This window comes from Mesorhizobium denitrificans, from assembly GCF_003403035.1.
GTDB lineage: Bacteria > Pseudomonadota > Alphaproteobacteria > Rhizobiales > Rhizobiaceae > Mesorhizobium_G > Mesorhizobium_G denitrificans.
In genome coordinates this window covers 16382-39498 of the sequence record NZ_QURN01000008.1, presented here as the reverse complement: position 1 = coordinate 39498, position 23117 = coordinate 16382, and the positions used below count along the sequence as shown (strand labels likewise).

Sequence of the window (23117 nt, the reverse complement as noted above, 5' to 3'; positions counted from 1 at the left end):
TTTGAAATGCTTGTAGCTAGATGTCAGCGTTTCGCGATCGGCACATAATCGCGCTCTGGCGCACCGGTATACAACTGCCGCGGGCGGCCAATTCTCTGCTGCGGATCTTCGATCATTTCCTTCCACTGCGCGATCCAGCCAACCGTACGCGCGAGCGCGAAGAGTACTGTGAACATCGTGGTCGGGAAGCCAAGCGCCTTGAGCGTAATGCCCGAATAGAAATCAATATTCGGATAGAGCTTCTTTTCGATGAAATAATCGTCGGTTAGCGCGATTCGCTCGAGTTCCATTGCCACATCAAGCAGCGGATCGTCCTTGATGCCGAGTTCGCCGAGCACCTCATGCGTCGTCTTCTGCATGATCTTGGCACGCGGATCGTAGTTCTTGTAAACGCGATGGCCGAAACCCATCAGACGGAACGGATCGTTCTTGTCTTTTGCGCGATCGATGAACTCTGGAATGCGGTCAACGCTGCCGATCTCGCCGAGCATATTGAGTGCAGCTTCGTTTGCGCCGCCATGGGCCGGTCCCCAAAGGCACGCAATGCCAGCAGCAATGCACGCAAATGGATTTGCGCCGGACGAACCTGCCAGCCGAACGGTAGACGTCGATGCGTTTTGCTCGTGATCGGCATGAAGAATAAAGATGCGATCCATCGCGCGCGCAAGCACTGGGTTTACCTTGTATTCCTCGCACGGCACGGCAAAGCACATATGCAGGAAGTTGGCCGCGTAGCTCAGCTCATTCTTCGGATAAACGAAAGGCTGACCGATATGATACTTGAACGCCATTGCCGCGATGGTGGGCATCTTCGCAATCAACCGCATCGACGCAATCATGCGCTGATATGGGTCCGAAATGTCCGTTGAGTCGTGATAGAAAGCCGACAGCGCGCCAACAACGCCGCACATGACTGCCATCGGATGAGCATCACGACGGAACCCGGTGAAGAAGCGCGACATCTGCTCATGCACCATCGTGTGGCGCGTTACGCGATAGTCGAAATCCTCTTTTTGGCTTTTCGTCGGCAATTCTCCATAAAGCAGGAGATAGCAGACCTCGAGAAAGTCACCATGTTCTGCCAATTGCTCGATTGGGTAACCGCGGTGCAGCAACACCCCAGCATCGCCATCGATAAAGGTTATCTTGGACTCGCATGCGGCAGTTGATGTGAACCCCGGATCGTAGGTGAACGCGCCCGTGTCTTTGTAGAGGGCGGCGATGTCTATAACTTCTGGCCCTACAGTGCCTTGTATCACCTTAAATTCGTGAGTCTTTCCATCAAAATCCAGCTTCGCAATCGAGTTGGTCATGGCAAACTCCCTTCAGGCATGACGCGCCGATCACGGACAGAATATCCCGGGCGCGCAGATAGAATTCTATAGGTACGCGATAGCGAATGTCGCACCATCGCAGGCGCCGAACAGAGCGGCACCGGGCCGCAATGTTGCACCGCAATAGCTTGAATTCAATAGGCAATAAGTCAACGAAACTGCCCTAATCGATTTGATCGGATATGCGCGCCAGACTTTCTTCGCGGCCAAGAACCGCCAGCACGTCGAACACCCCCGGAGAAGTCGTTCGCCCCGTGAGCGCCGCGCGCAGAGGCTGAGCAGTCGCGCCGAGCTTTATGCCAGAATCCTCTGCATATGCGCGAATAGCCGCCTCGGCGGAAGCCGCGTTCCAGTCATTCGGCGATATGTCCCTGAGTCGCCCTAAAGCGCCTGCGAGCGTGGCTTTCGCTTGATCGGTGAGGACCGCCGCGGCCTTTTCATCCAGCTGCAGCGGACGTTGCGCGAACAGGAATCCCGCGCCATCGGCAAGTTCGACCAATGTTTTCGCCCGCTCTTTCAGCCCCGGCATTGCGGCCAGCAACTGCGCCCTGCGGTGCGCGTCGATCTTCTGAGCCAATTGCTCGCCATTCGGCAAAAACGGCAGTGTTTCGATCAATCGCTCCAGCAATTCTTCGTCGGCCATGTGCCGCATATGGATTCCGTTAAGCGCCTCCAGCTTTGCGAAATCAAAACGGGCCGCGCCTTTGTTGACATCGTCAATGTTGAACCATTCGGTCATCTGGGCGATGGACATGACTTCGTCGTCGCCGTGGCTCCAGCCGAGCCGCGCGAGATAGTTGAGTAGAGCAGGAGGCAGATAACCCATCTCACGATAAGCCTCGACTCCAAGCGCGCCATGACGCTTGGAAAGCTTTGCACCGTCGGCGCCATGAATGAGCGGAATGTGCGCCATGATTGGAACATCCCACCCCATCGCGTTGTAGATCACCGTTTGGCGCGCAGCGTTCGTCAGGTGGTCGTCGCCGCGAATGATGTGGGTTACGCCCATATCGTGATCGTCCACGACGACGGCGTGCATATAGGTTGGGTTTCCGTCAGAGCGCAAAATGATGAAATCATCCAGATCCTTGTTGGGAAAGCGGACGTCGCCCTGAACGCGATCATGCACAATCGTTTCGCCTTCGGTCGGCGCCTTGATCCGGATTGCACCTTTTGCACCCGCCGGCGCCTCTGCGGGCGCGCGGTCGCGCCAACGTCCGTCATAACGCGGCGGACGACCCTCAGCGCGTGCCTTCTCGCGCATCTCATTCAACTCTTCCGGCGAGGCGTAGCAGTAGTAAGCTTTGCCTGCGCGCACGAGTTCTTCCGCCACCTCGCGATGTCGCTCCGCCCGCCCGAACTGGGAAATCGGTTCGCCGTCCCAGTCCAGGCCAAGCCACCTCAAGCCGTCCAGAATTGCGCGCGTGGCATCTTCGGTCGAGCGCTCACGGTCAGTATCTTCGATGCGCAGCAACATCTTGCCGCCAAGCCTGCGCGCATAAAGCCAGTTGAACAGCGCCGTTCGTGCGCCGCCAATGTGAAGGTATCCAGTTGGTGAAGGCGCAAAGCGCGTGACGACCTTGTCGGGCATAGCTCTTCCGATTTCTGTATATTAACCAAGCAGTCTCTAATATATGCATGGCCATTCGCTGGCGCTCATGTAGCATAGGTCCCCGGTGGTGCAAGGGGCGGGTGCCGAAGCAGGGGAGCCGTGATGGCCGCACAGCCAATTGCGGCAACCACAGCCGAACCGGAAATCGCACCGCGCGCCGCGCCACTTAGGCAGTGTCCGAATGTACCCAAGCGGACCGTGCCCGAGCGAATCCGCAAAGCGGGCGACGGCTTCGCTTCGCGCGCCCGCCAAGCGCTCATACTGGAACGCGAACGCGGGACGCTCGACCTATGCGTGCCGATTGCGATGGGCTGCGGCGCACTCGGATATTTCCGGGCGGCGTCAGAGCCGGGCTGGTTGCTTCTCGTGCTTTGGGTTGTTGCACCGGCAGTTTTGGCGCTGGCAACGCGGTCGCGACCGCTTTGGCACATCGCATCGCTCGCGGTTGCGCTTGTCGCGTTTGGCGCAGTGCTTGCCAAATTTGAGGTCTATCGAGCCAGCACAAAAGTTTTGGGCAGTGAAATCTCGACGCGATTGACCGGCGACATATTGGCCATAGACCTGCTGGCGAACGGGCGCGTGCGATTGGTTTTGTCCGTGGTCAAGACCGAGCGCCCGACATTGCGCTACCAGCCCGACATAGTGCGTCTGTCGACAGCAAAGTTGAACACCGGACTTGTCGCCGGTGCTCGCATTTCAGGCGTCGTAAAATTGCATCCGCCCTCTGGGCCAGTCTTGCCCGGAGGTTATGACTTTTCGTTCGAAAGCTATTTTGATGGTATCGGTGCGAACGGATATTTTCTGACGCCGCCGCAACTCGTCTCGGCGAACACCAGTTGGCATTTCTTCACGTCACTTGAGAACGCCAGAAATCGTATTGCAGAGCGTATCCGCAATGCGATTGCCGGGCCGGAGGGTGAAATTGCCGCCGCATTGATGGTGGGTGTGCGTGCCGGGATTCCAGAACATGTGAACGACTCGCTGCGAAGGACGGGCCTGGCGCACATATTGTCCATCTCGGGTCTGCATATGGCTTTGGTTGCGGGTATTGCTATGGGTGGCATCCGTTGGGCGCTTGCGCTGTTCCCCAACTGGGCATCCCGCCATCCAACCAAGAAGTTTGCAGCGCTCGGCGCCTTGCTGCTCATTTTCCTTTATCTTTTGATCTCCGGAGGCGACATTGCAGCCCAACGCAGTTTTCTAATGCTGGCGATCATGTTGCTGTCTGTGGCTATGGATCGCCGCGCTTTATCCATGCGCAACCTGGCCATCGCCGCGATCGTGGTGCTGGTTCTTTCGCCGCACGAAATCGTCGGGCCAAGCTTTCAGATGTCATTTGCAGCGACCGCTGCTCTTATTGGTGCATATTCAATCTGGGCTGGCGCAAAGCCGGGCTGGGTGACGCGGCTTCGCCCTCAAAAAGACGATCATCCAATCGCGAAAGTGGCCCGGATGATGTCGATGCTGTTCTTTGGAACAGTAGCGACGGCGCTGATTGCCGGCTTTGCGACCGCGATATTCGGCGTCTGGCATTTCCAGCGGGTGTCGCCGCTAAGTCTGCTTGCGAATCTTGCAGTGTCTCCGATTGTCTCAATCATAGTCATGCCATTTTCCGTGCTGGCGATGATTGTGATGCCATTTGGCCTCGAACGATATTTCCTGATTATCGTTGGCCAAGGCTTGAGCGCAATGATCGCAATATCGGACTGGCTGTCCGCGCGCTCACCATTTGACGCGGTGGGGTTGATACCGGGTAGCTCGGTCCTGTGGCTGACAGCGGCATTGCTAGCGTCGACTGTACCGACCACGCGTCTGCGATGGATAGCGCCAGCATTTGCCGCCGCTGGCCTATGGGCAATGGCTCATGCGACACTTCCAGATATGCTCGTCTCCGAAGACGCGCAGTTGGTAGCCATGCGTGGCAACGGCGCGACCATTTTGCTGAACAAGCGGCTGTCGAACAATTTTACCCTGGAGGCTTGGAAGCGTGCACTCGTTGCTGACGAAGTGATCGCACCCATGCCGCTGATGCACGCTTCAAGCAGAAGCAACGCCGTTGATACAAAGCGCGATAGCCACGAGCCGATTGCACGGAGCGCCGCTCGAGAGCCGCAGCTATCCCGCGAGCAGACCGAGACATTATTAGCTAATGTCTCAGCCCAGGCTTTCACCTGCAAGAGCGGTCTCTGTTTGGCTGAGCACAACACAGGGGCAGTTATTGCTGTTTCTGCCAATGTAAATATTCCAGCAGCCATCTGCGCCGTTGCGGATTTGGTTATTCTTCAGGCATACAGCAAGAACAGGCCGTGTCGAACATACCCAATTACGATAGTGGACGCCGTTTCACTGGCGCACAGAGGCGTCGCGGCAATTCGCTTTCCCGTTGAAGCGATCAGCGCAACTGCCGAGATCGTGATCGATTTCGGCATCACCGAACCATATCGCCCCTGGCACAGTCAGCGCATGTTTTCACGGGCAGCCCGTGGCCTACCGCCATACAAGCCAACCAAGCGCTCAACTTCATCAAGCCAGCAGAAAGCCGCAGACCAAGAATGACTCAGTAAACGCGGATCAACCCAACGAGCCTGCCCTGAACCTTGACGCGGTCAGGCGGGAAAATCCTGGTTTCATAGGCGGGATTTGCAGCTTCCAGTGCGATGGATGCGCCTTTGCGCCTGAAGCGCTTCAGCGTGGCCTCTTCATCGTCTACCAACGCGACGACGATGTCGCCGGGGCTTGCCGAGTTCGTGTGGCGAATAACGACCGTATCGCCGTCGAATATCCCCGCTTCGATCATCGAGTCGCCTTTGACTTCGAGCGCGAAATGCTCGCCGCCTGAGATCATTCCAGGTGGAACGGCGATGCTATGCGTCTGGTTCTGGATCGCATCGATCGGCACACCGGCTGCGATGCGCCCCATTACCGGTACTGAGATGCCTGCTTCATCATTACCTGGCTGAGGACGACGCAGAGGCGCCGGAGATTGCTGTTTACCCAGGGACCCCTCGATTACGCTCGGCGAGAACTTCTTCGGACTACCCAATCCGGGTGCAATGGAGTCCGGCAATCGCAGCACTTCCAATGCACGCGCTCGGTTTGGCAAGCGGCGAATAAAGCCGCGCTCCTCCAGCGCTGTGATGAGTCGATGGATGCCGGATTTTGATGCAAGATCCAAAGCTTCCTTCATTTCATCGAAGGATGGCGGAATGCCCGCCTCCTTGAGGCGTTCATGGATAAATATAAGAAGCTCGTGTTGCTTGCGCGTGAGCATTTTTTGGCTCCCCCGAAAGAATCAGACAGAAAACAAATCAGGAACAAACACTATCTGTTCCATTTGTGTTCCGCAACCGTTTAACTTTCGGTGAAGCGATGGATTGTCAAATTTGCTGGCAACGCCGATCAAGCACGATACGCGCGCAGGCCGCGCTCAAAGAAACAGAAAATTTTGATATTAAGATAAACATAAATTAGCAAATGAAATTACTTGCTTAAAACGTCTATGATTGTATGCTGATATATAAATAGGCGTGGTTCAAAAGGGGCATGGCCACTGCTCGGAAATTAACGGGGGAATGAGCGAATGCAATCTACGGTATAGGCATCCGGTTAGTGACAGGCGGCGAAACACGTTAAGTAATAAAGGATATCTCGGGTGACTGGAACTCAAACTAAAAGTACATCGCAAAGCCTTCCGCTTCTTTACAAGGATCCGGTAGTTCTGCGCTTTGAAGAGCATAAGCGCAAGGCGTTGCTTCCACTCGATAATTATAGATTTAGCGAGAATGCGGTCGCCATTCCTCTTCTCGTGAGCGAGTTTTCACATGCGGTTCGCCACTATCCTATTATCTTCGCTGATGGCGAACAGCCCGCGCCACTCGCATTGGTTGGATTGAACGACGGAAAAAATCTGTTCCTGACGGAGGAAGGAAATTGGCGCACGGGGGCCTATGTGCCCGCATATTTGCGTCGTTATCCCTTTATCGTGACAGAGGTCGTCGATAGCGGTCAGCAGTTCCTCGCGATCGATGCGGGCTCCGACCGCTTGGCCGATATTGACGAGCGGGAAGATGCGCAGCCGTTGTTTGATGAGCTAGGTGGTTCCACCGAGCTTGCAACGCAGGCAATTTCGTTCTGCCAGGCATTTCACGCAGATCATCTGAGAAGCGAAGCATTTGGGCGCGCGCTCAAAGAGCAGGAGCTTTTGATGCCGCGTCAGGCTGCGATGCAGTTTTCGGAAAGCGATAAGTTCACGATGGAAGGGTTCAGCACGGTCGATGCAAAGAAATTCCACGCGCTGACCAATCCATCACTACTGCAGGAATGGCACTCAAATGGCTGGCTTGCTGCGATTTCCTTGCACATTGCTTCGATACAAAACTGGGAAACCTTGCTTCACCTGAAAGCGGAGCGCGAGCCGAAGCCGGAAGCCAAGGCCGCCTAGGGATAGAAAAGATTGGGCCGCGCCAGTAAGGCATTGACGCGGTCCATTTTATTTCATGCGGCTCGTAACGGCTAGCGCAACATTAGTACCCGGCATGGATCGCCAGCCAATGCTGGCAACGCGCCGGGCCTGCGAATGATGGCTGCATTGGCGTCAGCCAGCGTACGTAGCATGGACGAATCCTGCGTAGCGAACGGCGTCGCGTGAAAAATGCCATCCTGTTTGACCACGTACGCGCGAACATAATCTTGTCGGCCATCATTGGCGGGCATGGGCACATCGAGCACTGCGTCCCGTTCGCAAGAGACAGGTGGCAACCCCGCGAGTGCGCGGACGAGCGGCTTTAGAAAAAGATGCGAGCAAATCAGGCTTGAAACCGGGTTGCCCGGTAGACCGAGACAGCGCGTTTTCCCCAGTTTGCCGAACATTAGCGGTTTGCCGGGGCGCATCGCGATTTTCCAGAAATCGAGTTCGATACCGAGATCAGTGAGAACGTGATTGACCAGATCGTGATCTCCGACGGAAGCGCCGCCAAGGGTGACGATGATATCCGCGCCCGCGTCCATCGCCTTCTGAACAAAGAATGTGATTTCCTCACGATCATCGCGCGCGATGCCAAGATCAAGCACCTGACCACCAGCTTGGGTTATAATTGCTCCCACACCATAAGCATTGGAGGAAATGATCTGATCTGGCCCCAGCTCATTGCCCGGAAGCAATAGTTCGTCACCGGTCGCAATCAAGGCGACCAGCGGCTTTTTCCAGACCATTAGGTCGGCGTGATTGCCAGCTGCGGCAAGCGAAAGTGCGGCAGGATCCAGCACGCGGCCAGCTTCAAGCAGCGTATCGCCTGTCGCGAAATCCAGACCACGATGCCTTATGTGTCGTCCGGCTGCAGACGCTTCGAAAATCTCGACAGAGGCCTCGCTTGGTCGGCTGGTGTTTTCCTGAATGACGATTGTGTCCGCGCCCGACGGCACCGGCGCGCCCGTGAAAATTCGCACCGCTTGGCCGGATTTCAGCTCGTCGGCGAAGCCTGTTCCCGCAGCCGCAGCTCCGACAACGTTCAGAACAACTGGGATTGTCGATAGATCGGCTGAAAGAACGGCGTACCCATCCATTGCGGAGGCATCGAATGGTGGTTGCGTTCGGCGGGCATCGACCGGCTGCGAAAGCACGCGCCCATTCGCGCGGTGCAGCGCGACAGCTTCTTCCAATTGTGGTTGCGCACCGTCTATTACCTTTGCGAGCGCGTCTTCAACCGGAAGGAGCGACATCATTCATCCCGACGATAGTGGCCAGATTTCCCGCCGCTTTTTTCGACAAGCTGCACGCCGGTAATGGTCATGCCTCGGTCGATGGCCTTGGCCATATCGTAAATTGTTAGGCAGGCGACAGAGACGGCGGTGAGCGCTTCCATTTCGACCCCGGTTTTGCCGGTGACGCGCGCCGCGGCGGTTATACGGAACCCCGGCAAATCGCGATCGGCAGAAATATCCACCGAGACTTTGTTAAGCAACAGCGGGTGGCAAAGCGGTATAAGTTCGTGCGTTTTCTTCGCGGCCATGATGCCCGCTATGCGCGCGGCCGCCAGAACATCGCCCTTTTGAGCGTTGCCTTCAAGGATCATATTCAGCGTTTCGTCGCGCATTACAATGCAGCCTTCAGCCACGGCAATACGCTGCGTTTCGGCCTTCTCGCCAACATCGACCATATTCGCCTGGCCGCCGCTATCGAGATGCGTGAGGCCCATTTTCAAGCGCTCGCTCGGATGGCGGATTTATCGAGGCCGAGCAGCCCACGCGTTGCGCTTTCGACGTCATCCACGCGCATCAGGCTTTCGCCGACAAGGAACGTGCTGATGCCGTAGGGCTCGAGTCGCGCGCAATCTGCATTGGTAAAAATGCCGCTTTCACTAACCAGCAGATGCGTAACAGGAACCATGCGTGCCAGTCGTTCAGACGTTTCGAGACTGACATTGAAGGTTCTGAGGTCGCGGTTGTTTATGCCAACCAATTGCGACCGCATTTTCAGCGCGCGCTCCATCTCGGCTGCATCGTGCACCTCCACGAGCACATCCATGCCCAGCTCGAATGCCGTATCTTCAAGAGCGCGGGCTTCGTCGTCGCTCACGCTTGCCATGATGATAAGGATGCAGTCGGCACCCCAGGCGCGCGCCTCATAGACTTGATAAGGCTCGAACAGGAAATCCTTGCGCAGAGCGGGCAGGGCGGTTGCATTGCGCGCCGCAGTCAGGAAGGAAGGCGCGCCTTGAAATGACGGCCCATCGGTTAGAACCGAGAGGCAGGCCGCGCCTCCGGTTTCGTATGCCTTTGCAAGTGACGGCGGATTGAAATCGGCGCGAATCAAGCCTTTGGACGGGCTGGCTTTTTTGATTTCCGCGATTAATCCGATCAAGCCCGCGTTTTGCTTGCGCTTCAACGCATTAAAGAAGCCACGTGGGGCTGGAGCGTCCTTCGCCATCACAGCAATGTCAGCGGGCGAAACCTGCGACTTTGCCGCTTCAATTTCCTGACGCTTGTATACTTCGATCTTACGAAGAATGTCAGCCATCGGAGTTTGAAACCTCCACGAGCTTAGACAATGTCTCGCGCGCCTTGCCGCTGTCTATGACTTCGGCAGCCTTCGCGGCACCTTCTTTAAAGCTCGACACCACACCGGCAACGAGGAGGCCGGCACCGGCATTCATCAGCACGGTGTCACGATAGGCGCCGGGCGCACCATCGAGCAGAGCGCGCAGCGCTTCCGCATTTGCTGCGGGGTCAGCACCGCGCAGCGCTTCCTTCGAATGGAAAGGCAAGCCGACATCGGACGGCTTAACGGTGAAGCTGCGAACCTCGCCGTCTACTAACTCTGCGACTTGCGTCTCGCCGGTTGCGGTTATTTCGTCGAACCCGTCGCCGTGCACGACCCAAGCCATTTCTGTTCCAAGTGCGCGCAGCGCCTCGGCAATAGGCACGATCCACTCTGGCGCAAACACGCCCACAAGTTGGCGGCGCACGCCCGCTGGATTGGAGAGTGGCCCCAGCAGATTGAAGATTGTCCGCGTGCCGAGTTCTACGCGCGTTGGTCCCACATGGCGCATGGCCGGATGGTGCGATGGCGCGAACATGAAGCCGATGCCAGACTGATTGATGCACTTGCTGATCTGCGCGGCGTCAATATCCAGCTTTACGCCCAGCGCGGTCAGCACGTCGGCTGATCCGGTCTGCGAAGACAGGTTCCGGTTGCCATGCTTCGCGACGGGTACGCCTGCGCCAGCAATTACAAACGCCGAGGCAGTCGAGATGTTCAGGCTGTGCTGCCCGTCACCCCCCGTACCAACAATGTCAATCGCTGTTTCTGGCGCATCAACGCGCACCATTTTGTCGCGCATGGTAGACACAGCGCCGCCGATTTCATCAATGGTCTCGCCGCGCACACGAAGCGCCATCAGGAAGCCACCGATTTGCCCGGGCGTAGCATCGCCAGACATGATGATGCCGAACGCATCCTTTGCTTCGTCAAAGGAAAGCGTCGCGCCCGAAGCGACCTTTGCGATATGGGGTTTCAGAGCGCTCATGCTACCTCAATACGTCAATGCGCGATCAATCGCATTTTGATTGATCTCGACATCATATTCGCCGCGCAGGCGCGACACCAACTGGTCGACAAGATCATTGGCCATTCCGCCACCAAATGTGCGGCGCGCATCTTCAGGAATGCTTGAAGCGTCCGCATCCGCCGGTTCGATTGTCTCGATGATCTTGAACACGATGCGCGACGAGCCGTCAGGCGCTTCGAACTGCCCAATCTGACCGTCCGCGTAACCAAACACTGCCGCAACGCCGGGTTGCCCAAAATCTGCATCATTGGCGCCGCGCTTAAGCCCACGCTTCGTCTGCTTTTCCAGACTCAGGCCAGAGGCAATCGTATCGAGTGTATTGCTGTCAGTTACCTGCTTGGCAATTTCGTCTGCCTTCGCCTGCAAGCGCGTCGCGGTTTGCTCGGCCTTCCAGTCAGCTACAGCGCGATCTTTCACTTGGTCCAACGTGCGATCATGCGCCGCTTCAATGGAATCGACTTCGTAGAACACAAAGCCGCTGGACCCGACATTTACAGGCTGATTCTCTGCCTTGATGTCCGCTTGAAATGCGTTTTCCAGCAAATCGGCAGAGGAGGGCAGGCCCTCAATGATCGTTCCGTCGGGACGCTTGCCTTGTCTGTCGACTGCATCAATGGTCACGACCTTGAGCTTTAGCTGCTTTGCCGCATCTGCCATTGATGTACCGCCTGCACGCGCGTCTTCATATGCGTCGTGGGCGTCCATCAAAACGCGATTTGCCTCGGTCAGCGCGAGATTCTTGCGGATATCGTCCTTGACCTCATCAAGCGCCTTCACGGATTGCGGATTGACCTTCGTGACGCGCACAATCACAGGACCAAACTGGCCGCTGACCACATCGCTCACTTGATTTTCAGCCAGCGCGAAGGCGGCATCGGCGACGGCCTTGTCGGGAATCTGATCCTTGCTGAGCGTGCCGAGGGCAACATCAGAAGCCTGCTTGTTCTGCGCAGCAACTGCGTCGTCAAATGACTTCGTGCCAGACTTCAATTCGTCAGAGACCTTCTTGGCTTCCTCTTCGGACGCGAACACAAGTTGGTCCACAACGCGCGTCTCAGCGGTTGTGTACTTATCCTTGTGTGCTTCGTAATCTTCAGAAACCTGCTGATCCGTAACTGCGCTGGTGTCCGCAATGTCTTCCGGCTCCAGCTTTACGTAAGAAATCTTGCGATATTCCGGCGCTGCGTATTTCGCTTTGTTCGATTCAAACCACTTGGCTAGTACGTCGGCTGATGGTTCTTCAATCGGCTCGACCAAAGACTTCGGCAGTACGATGTAATCCACAGTTCGATCTTCGCCACGATAAAGCGCCACGGCGCGCAAGAATGCTGCCGGAGCCTGCATCCCATTGGTCGTCGCATCAACGATCTGGAGGCGCACGGCTTCGTTGGCGCGGGTATCGAAGTAATTCTGCGGCGACATGCCGACCTGACGCAGCACATAGTCGAACTGCTGTCTGTCAAAACGGCCATCCGGTCCCTTGAAGGCCGGATCATCGGCGGTGAGGGTCGCGATGCGGTCCTTGGAAAGGCCGAGGCCGAGCTTGCGCGCCTGCTCGCTCAACACCGCGCCACCGACAAGGCTGCTCAATACCTGCTGCGGCAGGCCGAACATTTTTGCCTGCTCCGGCGTCAGACGTGTGCCGAACTGCTGCGACATCTGCGAGACAGCGCGATCATAGGCCAGGCGATATTCTGTTGGGCTGACGGACGTTTCCCCCACAGAAATAACCGAGCCCATCGAAGGCGAATTGTGCAGCTGGCCACTAATTCCCCAGCCGACGAAGCTGACGACGAGAATAACGAACAGAAATTTCGCAACCCAAGTGTTGGCTGCGCTCCGCATTGAATCAAGCATCCAGAACTATCCGTTCGCTCTTATATATACTCAGGGCAGTCGTTTGACTGTTTGAAGTCACCGCCAATAGCGCCCTTGAGCCGCAGTGTCGATTGCTTTGTGTCTGCATTTTGATAGTGAGAGCGCACAGTTTTTTGAGGAGACGCAATCCGTGACCAGTTCAATTCGCCCGCTTGTGGCTGGAAATTGGAAGATGAACGGCACCAATGCCTCGATGCCGGAGCTGGTCGCGATTGGCGGCGCGTTCACGCACGGCTTCGATGTGCCGGTAGATGCACTGATCTGCCCGCCGGCAACTTTGCTCGCGCGCGCCTATGATGTTCTGTCGTCATCTGCGGTGCGGGTAGGCGGTCAGGATTGTGCCACCAGCGAGAACGGCGCACACACCGGCGACATCTCGGCCGAAATGCTGAAAGACGCAGGTGCGAGCTTCGTCATTGTTGGACATTCGGAGCGCCGCATTGACCACGGCGAAACCAATGAGGTCGTCAACGAAAAGGCGCGCGCTGCTTGGCGCGCCGGGTTGGTAGCGATCATCTGCATCGGTGAAACGCAAAGCCAGCGCGAAAAAGGCCTCACGCTGGATATCCTCACTGCGCAGATTGAAGGTTCTGTGCCAAGTGGGGCAACCGCTGCGAATACTGTGATTGCCTATGAACCTGTTTGGGCAATCGGCACTGGCCTGACGCCTACAATCCCCGATGTTGCGCAGGCTCATGCGCATATCCGTGCAGAATTGGTGCGCGTGCTGGGCGATGGAGCAAATGCGATGCGCATTCTCTATGGCGGATCGGTCAAGCCGTCGAATGCTGGCGAATTGCTTGCTGTAGCCAATGTGAACGGCGCGCTGGTGGGTGGCGCCAGTCTCAAGGCTTCCGACTTTCTCGGCATTGCAGAAGCCTATCGCCAAGGCTGAATTTCGTGATGGGGGCGGTTGGTACGTGCCAGCCTCGCCCCTATATGCCGCGTTGGGCTTGGAAATGCCCACAAACCATTGTAAGGAGCCGCCTTCCGCGCGCTGAAGCTCGCACCGGCAGCTAAAACCGTCAGGCAGTATCTATGGAAACCGTTGTTATCGTCATCCATCTGATGATCGTTCTCGCACTCGTTGGGGTTGTGCTGTTGCAGCGCTCCGAGGGTGGCGGCCTAGGCATCGGTGGTGGTTCCGGCTTCATGACGGCGCGCGGCGCAGCCAACGCGTTGACGCGCACAACGGCTATTCTGGCGGCGGCCTTCTTCCTCTCGTCGCTGCTACTCTCTATTCTCGCGCGCTATTATTCCGAGAGCCCGACAGATATCCTGAATCGCTTGCCGGCAACCCAGACGGAGCAGGGCACTCCGGCGAATCGCGGCGTTCTCGATCAGCTCGGCGGATCTTCCACGACTGCACCGGCTACGGGTGAGTCGCAGCCCGCGCAAGGAACTGCGCCGGCAGAAGCGCCTGCTGCGCCGGACGCTACTCAGCCGGCTGCGCCAGAGGCATCACAGCCGGCTGCTCCCGCACAGCCAGCCGCGCCAGCTGTACCGAACAATTGATGTTGTTCTCTTAACCATCGTGAAACCATGATGGTTGGCTCTGTTGTGAAGAAAACACACTTCGCAACAAACGAGCGCTTTCAAGATGTTGTGAGCGTCTGACAATGTGACTGCGGCTTGAGCCGAGTCACCATGAACCGTATAGATCACGCGGTGGCGGTTACGGCAGAAGCGGTCTGCCGTGATGCGCTTGGGAAATTTTTCAGGATCGGCAAAAATGCTTTCTCGCAGCCTTCTCGCAATGGGCCTCGGCGTGGCCCTTATGCTTGGCGCACCAGCGACCTTATTCGCTCAAACAGTTAAACAGGAAACTACGGCGGCAATCACGCCGGACCCTGTGGTCAAGAAAAAGGTGGTGAAAAAGACACCTTCCAAGACAAAGAAGACCGCGAAAGCGGACACAAAAAAGGGCAAGACCAAGCCCGCCAAGGAAGTCGCTGAAGCCCCGAAGCCCAAGGGACTGTTTGCCAGCCTTTTTGGCCAACCCAAGGCGAAGCAGGACGATGCCAAGACAAAGCCAAGCCTTCTCAAGAAGATTGATACGCAGGGCAAGACCAAGCTTCCGCCGCTCAATCCCATAACACCCATTCAGCCTGTCGCGATGACGCCTGAAACTTCGGAAGTGCTCGCAAATGGCAACAATGGTGAGCTTCGCAGCGAAGCAAATGTGGCCAAGGGTGGCTTCATGGCTTCGCTGTTCGGCGAGGAAGACCAGTATCTGCCGCAGACGCGCGCTTTGGATAACGCGCTGCGTGTTAAGGAGCAGACCAAGAAGTTCCGTCCGAAGCCGGAATACGAGCCGCAAGTAGTCGCATTCTCCGGCTACCCGCGTGGCACGATCGTCATCGATACCGCCAATCATTTCCTCTACCTTGTAGAGGGAATGGGCTCCGCGCGTCGCTATGGCATCGCAGTTGGCAAGGAAGGCCTCCAGTACAAGGGTGATGTGCGCGTTGGCGACAAGCAGGAGTGGCCGCGCTGGATCCCGACCAAGGAGATGCAGGAACGCGATCCGAAGAAATACGGCCAGTACAAGGAAGGCATGCCCGGCGGCGGCGAAAACCCGCTCGGTGCGCGCGCGATCTATCTGTATGACGGCAATAAGGACACGCACCTACGCATCCACGGCACAATTGCGCCGCAGAGCATTGGCACAAACGCCTCGAATGGCTGTTTCCGCATGATCAACGACCACGTGATCGATCTGTATCGCCGCGTTAAGGTCGGCACGAACGTCGTCGTTCTGTAAGCGTCGATTTTCCAGTTGAACGCCAGCCTTTCGGGGCTGGCGCTTTTTTTGTGTTCACTGTCGCCTCTGAAAAACGGTGGCGATCATCATTTTCCACTGGCGGAATCAAAACCGTCGCGATAAGCACCGACTCCCATGGCGCGATATGTATTCATCACCGGCGGCGTGGTTTCCTCACTTGGCAAGGGCATTGCTGCTGCAGCACTAGGTGCACTTTTGCAGGCGCGGGGTTACCGCGTGCGCATCAGGAAGCTTGATCCCTATCTCAACGTCGATCCCGGCACGATGTCGCCTTATCAGCATGGCGAAGTGTTCGTTACGGACGACGGTGCGGAAACCGATCTGGACCTTGGCCACTATGAGCGGTTTACGGGGCGCTCGGCTAACCAAAGCGACAACATAACCACTGGGCGCATCTACAAGAACATTATCGACCGCGAGCGTCGTGGCGACTATCTGGGCGCGACCGTGCAGGTCATTCCGCACGTCACGGATGAGATCAAGAATTTCATCCTGGATGGCAATGAGGAGTATGATTTCGTTCTTTGCGAAATCGGTGGCACCGTTGGCGACATTGAAGCAATGCCGTTCCTCGAAGCGATTCGCCAGGTCGGAAACGATCTGCCACGCGGGCAGTGCGTATACATCCACCTGACGCTGATGCCCTATATACCGGCTGCGGGCGAGTTGAAAACAAAGCCGACGCAGCACTCGGTCAAGGAATTGCGGTCCATTGGCATTGCGCCGGACATTCTGCTGGTGCGCGCCGACAGGCAAATTCCCAAAGAAGAGCGCCGCAAGCTTTCGCTGTTCTGCAATGTGCGCGAGAGCGCGGTGATTCAGGCGCTGGACGTCAGCCATATCTATGATGTGCCAACCGCCTACCACGCTGAGGGGCTGGATTCCGAGGTGCTGGCAGCGTTTGGGATCGATCCCGCACCGAAGCCACGCATGGAGCGCTGGGCCGAAATCGCCGAGCGCATCCACAATCCCGAAGGCGAGGTCACGATTGCAGTGGTCGGCAAATATACCGGCCTCAAGGACGCTTATAAGTCGCTGATCGAAGCCCTGTCGCATGGCGGCATGGCAAACCGCGTCCGCGTAAAGCTTGACTGGATTGAGAGCGAGATTTTCGAGAAGGAAGATCCTGCGCCGTTCCTTGAAAAGGTACACGGCATTCTCGTGCCGGGTGGCTTTGGCGAGCGCGGCTCGGAAGGCAAGATTCTCGCCGCGAAGTTCGCGCGGGAACGCAAGGTGCCTTACTTTGGAATCTGCTTTGGCATGCAAATGGCGTGTATCGAAGCCGCTCGCTCGCTCGCGGGTATTTCCGAGGCGTCGTCCACCGAGTTTGGCGCAACGCAGGAGCCGGTCGTCGGTTTGATGACGGAATGGCTCAAGGGCAACATGCTCGAAAAGCGCCGCGCGACTGGCGACCTTGGCGGTACGATGCGTCTCGGCGCATATGACGCGCGTTTGAGCCCTGATTCGAAGATTGCCGAAATCTATGGTGACACCGATATTTCCGAGCGTCATCGCCACCGCTATGAGGTCAATATCGACTACAAGAAGCGGCTGGAAGATTGCGGTCTGGTTTTTGCGGGCATGTCACCCGACGGTGTGCTTCCTGAAACGGTGGAATACGCTGACCATCCTTGGTTCATTGGCGTGCAATATCACCCGGAACTGAAGAGCAGACCGTTCGAGCCGCACCCTCTTTTCGCGAGCTTCATTGGCGCTGCGGTCGAGCAGAGCCGTCTGGTCTGATCCGCCTTAGCGGATCAGATGCTTGGTGATCTTGCGTTCGATCCAATCAATGATGTGACGCAGCAACTCCACGATTGTCAGATAGATGATCGCCGCCCAGATATATGTCTGAAAGTCGAAGCTACGTGAAAAGGCACGGCGCGTTTCGCCCATCAGATCGTATACCGTGATGATCGAAACGATGGCCGAACCTTTGATCATCAGGATCAGTTCGTTGCCGTATGGGCGCAGCGCAACGATGAGCGCTTGTGGCGCGATAATCTTGCGCATGGTGAGCCATGTCGGCAGGCCGAGCGCCGCCGCACCCTCCCATTGGCCCTTTGGTATGCTCTGGATCGCTCCGCGCAATATTTCGGCCTGATAGGCCGCGGTGTTCAGCGAGAATGCGAGAATGCCGCAATACCACGCCTCGCGAAGGAAGGTCCAAAGGCCCAACGCTTCAAGCTCTGGCCTAAAGGAACCGAGGCCGTAGTAAATCAGGAATGTCTGCGCGAGCAGGGGCGTTCCGCGGAAGAAATAGACATAGGCATAGGCCAAAGAAGACGCGATCGGGTTCCTCGACATGCGTCCGTAAGCTATCGGAATAGAAAGCAGCGAACCGATAATCATGGAAATCACGACAAGCTGAACCGTGACCCAAAGCCCCTGCATGTATTTCGGGGCGTAATTGCTGAACAGTTCCGGATTCCACCGGTTCACGAGATAGATAATCAACGTCAGGCCGATAAGTACCCAAACCGCGAGAAAAATCGCGCCAGCTATCCGCGCGCCGGTCCACGGACGTGGCGCTGCAGGCGGGCGTTCCATGGCGTCGGTGACGTGGCTGGCGAGGCTCATCGGGTCGCCTCCCGACGATTGGTCCATCGTTCAATGCCGCCGATGCCAACCGAAGAAATGACCGCAAGCACGAGATAGATCAGGCAGGCAAAGCCGAAAAACAGGAATGGCGACTTGCTCACGCGCGCCGCGATGCTGGTCTCGCGCAATATGTCGGCTAGCCCGATGGCGGAAACGAGCGAGGTATCCTTCAGCAGGATAAGCCACAGATTGGTGAGGCCGGGCAGGGCGATGCGAATGAGTTGCGGCAGAACGATGAGGCGCATGGTGCGCCCGTGGGAAAGGCCAACGGCGTAACCCCCTTCATACTGGCCGCGAGGAATGGCGCGAAACGCCGAGAGAAAAACTTCGCTCGCATAGGATGAGAACACGAATGCCAGTGCGACCATGCCTGCAACGAAGCTCGTGAACTGGTCGCCGCCATCCGGGAAAAGATAGGTGAATAGCGGCAGCGCAACACCGAAATAGATCAGGAACAGCGTCAGCAGTTCCGGCAGACCGCGAAAGATCGTGGTGTAGACATTGCCCGCTATGCGCAAGTTCGGTTCGGACGATTGTTTTGCGAGCGCAATGAGAAACCCAAGCGCCAGACCAACAGGTAGCGTGGCCAGCGCAAGCGAAACGGTCACGAACACACCGCTCATGATCTCGTCAAGCCACCCGTTTGGCCCCCAGCTTAAAAGCTCTAGCACGACTGTTCCCCTCGTCGCAGCATTCAGCCCAATGTGGAAACGGCGACCCGGAGGTCGCCGTTACAGTTCAAATAATTATGAGCCTTCAGCACCATAGGCGTCGAATTTGAAGTACTTATCGTTAATTTCCTTGTACTTGCCGTTCTCGCGAATTGCCTTGATCGCCGCCGTGAATTCATCAGCGAGCTTGTCGCCCTTGCGCACGGCGATACCAGCGCCCGGACCATGAATTTCCACGACTGGCGCGATGGTGCCGATCAGCTTGCAGCAAGCCTGACCTTCCGGCGTATCCAGAAACTGCTGGGTGACGATCACGTCATCATTGATCGCGTCAAGACGGCCGTTTGCGAGGTCGGCGTGCATTTCCTGCGCGGTCGGATATGGCTTGATCTCGCTGTCGGTGTAGGTCTTTTCGGCGTAATTGAAGTGCGTCGTGCCGCCCTGAACGCCGATACTCTTGCCGGCCAGATCTTCTTTGGTCACGCCCTTGATGTCACTGTCCTTCGGAGCGGCGATTGATGGCGGCGTGTTGTAGTATTTTGCAGAGAAATCGACCTGCTTCTTGCGCTCGTCAGTGATCGACATGGATGCGATTATCGCATCGAACTTGCCGGCCTGCAACGCGGGAATGATGCCATCCCAATCCTGTGTGACCCATTCGCACTTCACCTTCATCTGCTCGCAAAGTGCGTTGCCGATGTCGATGTCAAAGCCCTCAAGCTTGCCGGCCGAGGTCAGATTATTGAAGGGTGGGTAGGCGCCTTCGGTGCCGATTTTTATGGTGCGATCCTGCGCCTGTGCTGCGCCGATGGCCAGCATGGCTGCCGTCGCCGCAAGCGCGAGTTTTAGTGCTATGCGCATAGTATTCCTCTCTGTTGGACCCTTTGGCATCCCTTGTTCGAGACACCCCGGAAGCGGGCTTAACGCTGCCGGCTAAACCCGATACTCCCACTCTTTTTTGAAAAATTGCAACTGCAAATGAGCGGGATGTCAGAAAGACGCTATCGTCGATACAGAACATATTAGGCTTACGTTGCGTCAGCTATTTCGCTTCAACCCAGCGGTGCGCTCAATAAAGTCTGCGATAGCAGCAGTCTCATCTAACGAAAATGCGGGCAGATTCGACTCAGTCACGTCGTGATCGGCAGCAATCGCCACAATAGTTGGATCGTTCGGCGCGAGTGGGGTGCGCTGCTTGGCGTCCATGCGCCGCACTTCGATCTTGTTGTGATTTTCGCGCTTGTAGCCCTCTACCATCACGAGGTCGCAGGGCGCCAGGCGCTCAAGAATTGCACCCAGATCGGGCTCGGATTCGTCGCGCAGTTCGTGCATCAACGCCCATCGATTTCCAGAAACGATGGCGACTTCCGATGCCCCCGCCTCTCTGTGCCGAAAGGAATCTGTGCCTTCCTTGTCGATGTCAAAGGCGTGGTGCGCATGCTTTACGGTCGAAACTTTCCACCCGCGCCGCGTAAGCTCGGTGACCAAACGCTCGACTAGCGTGGTTTTGCCCGAATTTTTCCAGCCCGTGATTCCGAATACGCGATGCTTCATGGCTAAGCTTTTTGCGCCAAGCGCTCGGCTTCGGCAAGGTCTTGTCGCGTATTGATGTTGAAGAATGGGTCAACGGCGCCGAAGTCGAACGCGACCGTCTCGAAACCGTGTCGTTCCGCAAAGGTCAGCACGGAGTGGCGCGCATTGCTTTCCAGATAGTTCGATAGATCTTCGGCGAGATGCACCGGCCATAGGCCAAATACCGGATGCAGGCGTCCGGCGCTCGCGGCAAGCGCGATCCTGCCCGATCCTCCAGGCGCCGACCCCAGCCGATCAACCAGATCAGTAGAGAAAAACGGCGTGTCGCAAGCCACAGTCACAATATGGGAAAGTCCCTGATCCCTTGCCCAAACCATACCTGTGAGGATACCGGCCAACGGCCCCGCATAGCCTGTCACGGTGTCCGCAATAACGGGATACCCATTGCCTGGAATGGGGACATTGCTGTTGATGGCAAGCGCTTTGACCTGAAGACGCAGGCGCTGAATCGCGCGCGTCAACAACGTCTCGCCAGCAAGCTGCAGCAGAGCTTTGTTCTCACCATCCATCCGGCTGGAGCGCCCACCCGCAAGCACAATGCCAGCGATTGCGCTGGTGTCGAGCATCACACGCCGTCCGCTGCAATCGCGGACGCCGTGCTTTCCGCTATCGGGCGTCCACGCCCTACAACACGTTCGCGATAGAGCGAGTAAATGCCAGACGCCACCACGATTGCCGAGCCAATAATCATCGGCAGATCGGGCAAATCACCAAAGACCAGAATACCTATGCCTATCGCCCAGAGCAGATTTGTGTAGCGAAATGGTGCGACGAACGAGATGTCGCCCACGCGCATGGCCTGGATGACAAATTGATAGCCTGTCAGGAGAATGATTGCCGCGCCCAGAAGGGCGGCAAGATCCGGCGTAGCCATCGGCGCCCACCCGCCCGAAAATGGAATAATGAGCACGCCGCAAATTGTGACCGCAACCGCGGTCAGCATGGAAATGAACATGGACGGAACGTGGTCAGGCACGCGCCGCGTAGCGAGGTCACGCAATGCACAGCAAAATACACAGATGATGACGTAGATCGAATATGTGCTGAAGCCTTCAAGGCCGGGCCGTACGATCAGCAAGATGCCGATAAAACCAGCGGTGATTGCAAGCCATCTGCGCGGGCCTACCTTTTCGCCGAAAAACAGAGCCGCGCTCATGGTTACAACGAGCGGCAAAGACTGAAACAAGGCCGAGACGTTGGCGATAGGAAGATGAGACAGAGCGATAAGGTACGCGACTGTCGCGCCCATTTCACCGAGCATGCGCAGCAGGATTACAGGCTTCAGCGTCAGCGACATTGGTCGCATGTGGCCAAGACGCCAAACCAGCAACACGATGATTGTCGATGCAAAAAGCCCGCGCACAGCCATGATTTGCCCAACACCGAGGTGTGCAGCGACAATCTTCGTCAATGTGTCATTGATGATGAAGGCGATTTGCGAAATCACCATAAAGAGCGCGCCGCGCTGATTGTGCGTTAGTGCCACGGCTGCTCCGCCCGAAACTTCTATTTGGGCGATCTAGCACCTGTAGTCCCTTACGCAAATGGATTCGTCTGGTCCAGATCGGGACTCAGCCGCCCGTAACGCTCATATGGCGTGCCAATGCCGGGCGCTTTGAACGGCGATCAATCACAAAATCATGCCCCTTGGGCTTGCGTCCAATCGCTTCGTCAATCGCTGCCGAAAGAAGTTCGTCGCTTTCGGACGCGCGCAACGGTGCGCGAAGATCTGCAGCATCCTCTTGCCCAAGGCACATATACAGGGTGCCGGTGCAGGTGAGGCGCACGCGGTTGCAGCTTTCGCAGAAATTATGGGTCATGGGCGTGATAAAGCCCAGGCGGCCATTGGTTTCGGCCACATGCACATAGCGGGCAGGGCCGCCTGTCTTGTAGGGTATGTCGCTTAGCGTGAAATGGCGCTCCAACTGCGCACGCAACAGCGAAAGCGGTAAATATTGATCCGTTCTGTCCGCTTCGATCTCGCCCATCGGCATTGTTTCGATAACGGTCATATCCATGCCGCGACCATGCGCCCAGCGCATCAGGCTCGGAATTTCCGCGTCATTGAAATTGCGCAGCGCGACTGCGTTGATCTTTACGTGAATGCCTGCTGCCTGTGCCGCATCGATGCCGGCGATAACACGGGACAGGTCGCCCCAGCGCGTAACGGTACGAAACTTCTCAGGGTCGAGCGTATCCAGCGAAACGTTGATCCTGCGCACGCCGCATTCGGCAAGCTCGTCAGCAAAGCGCACGAGTTGCGAGCCGTTCGTCGTCAGAGTCAGTTCTTCAAGCTGGCCGCTTTGCAGATGCTGCGACAACTGGCGCACGAGATGCATGATGTTCTTGCGCACCAACGGCTCACCGCCGGTAAGGCGCAATTTGCGCACGCCCTTGCTGATGAACACGTTGCAAACGCGCTCCAACTCTTCCAGTGAAAGCAGGTCCTTCTTGGGCAAAAACGCCATGTCTTCCGCCATGCAATAAGTGCAGCGGAAGTCGCAACGGTCGGTAACCGAAACCCGTAGGTAGCTTATATCCCGGCCGAATGGGTCAATCATGCTCATGAGCGTAATG

The 23117-nt window shown here is 56.8% G+C and carries 21 protein-coding genes; 6 read left to right on the top strand and 15 right to left on the bottom strand.

Annotated features, from left to right (window positions below):
- Positions 1-23 precede the first annotated feature (23 nt).
- Both gltA and gltX read right to left on the bottom strand, forming a co-directional pair.
- A complete protein-coding gene (gene gltA / locus DY251_RS11760) occupies positions 24-1313 on the bottom strand; it encodes a citrate synthase (protein ID WP_116624108.1) in 1290 nt (429 codons plus the stop codon).
- A 184-nt stretch (positions 1314-1497) separates the two neighbouring features.
- Positions 1498-2925 carry a glutamate--tRNA ligase gene (gene gltX / locus DY251_RS11755; RefSeq protein ID WP_116624107.1) on the bottom strand — a complete coding sequence of 476 codons (1428 nt, stop codon included), beginning with the start codon at positions 2923-2925 and terminating at the stop codon, positions 1498-1500.
- A gap of 123 nt (positions 2926-3048) precedes the next feature.
- Here gltX and DY251_RS11750 point away from each other — a divergent pair, with 123 nt between their 5' ends.
- The gene (locus DY251_RS11750) at positions 3049-5502 is read left to right on the top strand and encodes a ComEC/Rec2 family competence protein (protein ID WP_116624106.1); all 2454 of its coding nucleotides are present in this window, start codon (positions 3049-3051) and stop codon (positions 5500-5502) included.
- A gap of 1 nt (position 5503) precedes the next feature.
- Here DY251_RS11750 and lexA read toward each other — a convergent pair whose 3' ends face one another.
- Positions 5504-6217, bottom strand: coding sequence for a transcriptional repressor LexA (gene lexA / locus DY251_RS11745; protein WP_116624105.1), 714 nt, complete (start codon positions 6215-6217; stop codon positions 5504-5506).
- Between the two features lie 381 nt (positions 6218-6598).
- Between lexA and DY251_RS11740 the strand changes: the two genes are divergently transcribed.
- Positions 6599-7387, top strand: a complete 789-nt coding sequence (locus DY251_RS11740; protein WP_158553251.1) for a SapC family protein — start codon at positions 6599-6601, stop codon at positions 7385-7387.
- Between the two features lie 71 nt (positions 7388-7458).
- On the opposite strand, the gene DY251_RS11735 is transcribed toward DY251_RS11740, so the two are convergent.
- From DY251_RS11735 to DY251_RS11715, 5 genes are read right to left on the bottom strand one after another with little or no spacing between them, the layout of a single operon-like run.
- Positions 7459-8664 (bottom strand): molybdopterin molybdotransferase MoeA, encoded by a 1206-nt coding sequence (locus DY251_RS11735; RefSeq protein WP_116624103.1) that lies wholly within the window; start codon positions 8662-8664, stop codon positions 7459-7461.
- The gene (gene moaC, locus DY251_RS11730; RefSeq protein ID WP_116624102.1) at positions 8664-9146 is read right to left on the bottom strand and encodes a cyclic pyranopterin monophosphate synthase MoaC; all 483 of its coding nucleotides are present in this window, start codon (positions 9144-9146) and stop codon (positions 8664-8666) included. The genes DY251_RS11735 and moaC overlap by 1 nt, the downstream gene beginning before the upstream one ends.
- Positions 9143-9961, bottom strand: coding sequence for an indole-3-glycerol phosphate synthase TrpC (gene trpC / locus DY251_RS11725; protein ID WP_116624101.1), 819 nt, complete (start codon positions 9959-9961; stop codon positions 9143-9145). The genes moaC and trpC overlap by 4 nt, the downstream gene beginning before the upstream one ends.
- Positions 9954-10970, bottom strand: a complete 1017-nt coding sequence (gene trpD, locus DY251_RS11720; protein ID WP_116624100.1) for an anthranilate phosphoribosyltransferase — start codon at positions 10968-10970, stop codon at positions 9954-9956. Before trpD ends, trpC begins: the two co-directional genes overlap by 8 nt.
- A gap of 6 nt (positions 10971-10976) precedes the next feature.
- Positions 10977-12869 (bottom strand): SurA N-terminal domain-containing protein, encoded by a 1893-nt coding sequence (locus tag DY251_RS11715; RefSeq protein ID WP_116624099.1) that lies wholly within the window; start codon positions 12867-12869, stop codon positions 10977-10979.
- Positions 12870-13020: 151 nt separating this feature from the next.
- Between DY251_RS11715 and tpiA the strand changes: the two genes are divergently transcribed.
- The 4 genes from tpiA to DY251_RS11695 all read left to right on the top strand — a co-directional run bounded on the left by tpiA (position 13021) and on the right by DY251_RS11695 (position 17418).
- Entirely contained in the window at positions 13021-13785 is a 765-nt protein-coding gene (gene tpiA / locus DY251_RS11710) for a triose-phosphate isomerase (RefSeq protein ID WP_116624098.1), read from the top strand.
- A gap of 143 nt (positions 13786-13928) precedes the next feature.
- Positions 13929-14405, top strand: coding sequence for a preprotein translocase subunit SecG (gene secG, locus DY251_RS11705; RefSeq protein ID WP_116624097.1), 477 nt, complete (start codon positions 13929-13931; stop codon positions 14403-14405).
- Between the two features lie 217 nt (positions 14406-14622).
- A complete protein-coding gene (locus DY251_RS11700; protein ID WP_116624096.1) occupies positions 14623-15654 on the top strand; it encodes a L,D-transpeptidase in 1032 nt (343 codons plus the stop codon).
- A gap of 135 nt (positions 15655-15789) precedes the next feature.
- Positions 15790-17418, top strand: a complete 1629-nt coding sequence (locus DY251_RS11695) for a CTP synthase (RefSeq protein WP_116624095.1) — start codon at positions 15790-15792, stop codon at positions 17416-17418.
- A gap of 6 nt (positions 17419-17424) precedes the next feature.
- Here DY251_RS11695 and DY251_RS11690 read toward each other — a convergent pair whose 3' ends face one another.
- The 7 genes from DY251_RS11690 to moaA all read right to left on the bottom strand — a co-directional run bounded on the left by DY251_RS11690 (position 17425) and on the right by moaA (position 23101).
- Positions 17425-18255, bottom strand: a complete 831-nt coding sequence (locus DY251_RS11690; protein ID WP_116624094.1) for an ABC transporter permease — start codon at positions 18253-18255, stop codon at positions 17425-17427.
- Positions 18252-18899 (bottom strand): ABC transporter permease, encoded by a 648-nt coding sequence (locus tag DY251_RS11685; protein WP_116624093.1) that lies wholly within the window; start codon positions 18897-18899, stop codon positions 18252-18254. The genes DY251_RS11690 and DY251_RS11685 overlap by 4 nt, the downstream gene beginning before the upstream one ends.
- A 123-nt stretch (positions 18900-19022) precedes the next feature.
- Positions 19023-19808 carry an ABC transporter substrate-binding protein gene (locus DY251_RS11680; RefSeq protein ID WP_116624092.1) on the bottom strand — a complete coding sequence of 262 codons (786 nt, stop codon included), beginning with the start codon at positions 19806-19808 and terminating at the stop codon, positions 19023-19025.
- A gap of 177 nt (positions 19809-19985) precedes the next feature.
- Positions 19986-20501 (bottom strand): molybdopterin-guanine dinucleotide biosynthesis protein B, encoded by a 516-nt coding sequence (gene mobB, locus DY251_RS11675; RefSeq protein WP_116624091.1) that lies wholly within the window; start codon positions 20499-20501, stop codon positions 19986-19988.
- A 2-nt stretch (positions 20502-20503) separates the two neighbouring features.
- Entirely contained in the window at positions 20504-21106 is a 603-nt protein-coding gene (mobA, locus tag DY251_RS11670; protein WP_116624090.1) for a molybdenum cofactor guanylyltransferase MobA, read from the bottom strand.
- Positions 21106-22026, bottom strand: coding sequence for a DMT family transporter (locus DY251_RS11665; RefSeq protein ID WP_116624089.1), 921 nt, complete (start codon positions 22024-22026; stop codon positions 21106-21108). The genes mobA and DY251_RS11665 overlap by 1 nt, the downstream gene beginning before the upstream one ends.
- Positions 22027-22111: 85 nt before the next feature.
- The gene (gene moaA / locus DY251_RS11660; protein ID WP_245415947.1) at positions 22112-23101 is read right to left on the bottom strand and encodes a GTP 3',8-cyclase MoaA; all 990 of its coding nucleotides are present in this window, start codon (positions 23099-23101) and stop codon (positions 22112-22114) included.
- Positions 23102-23117: the final 16 nt, after the last annotated feature.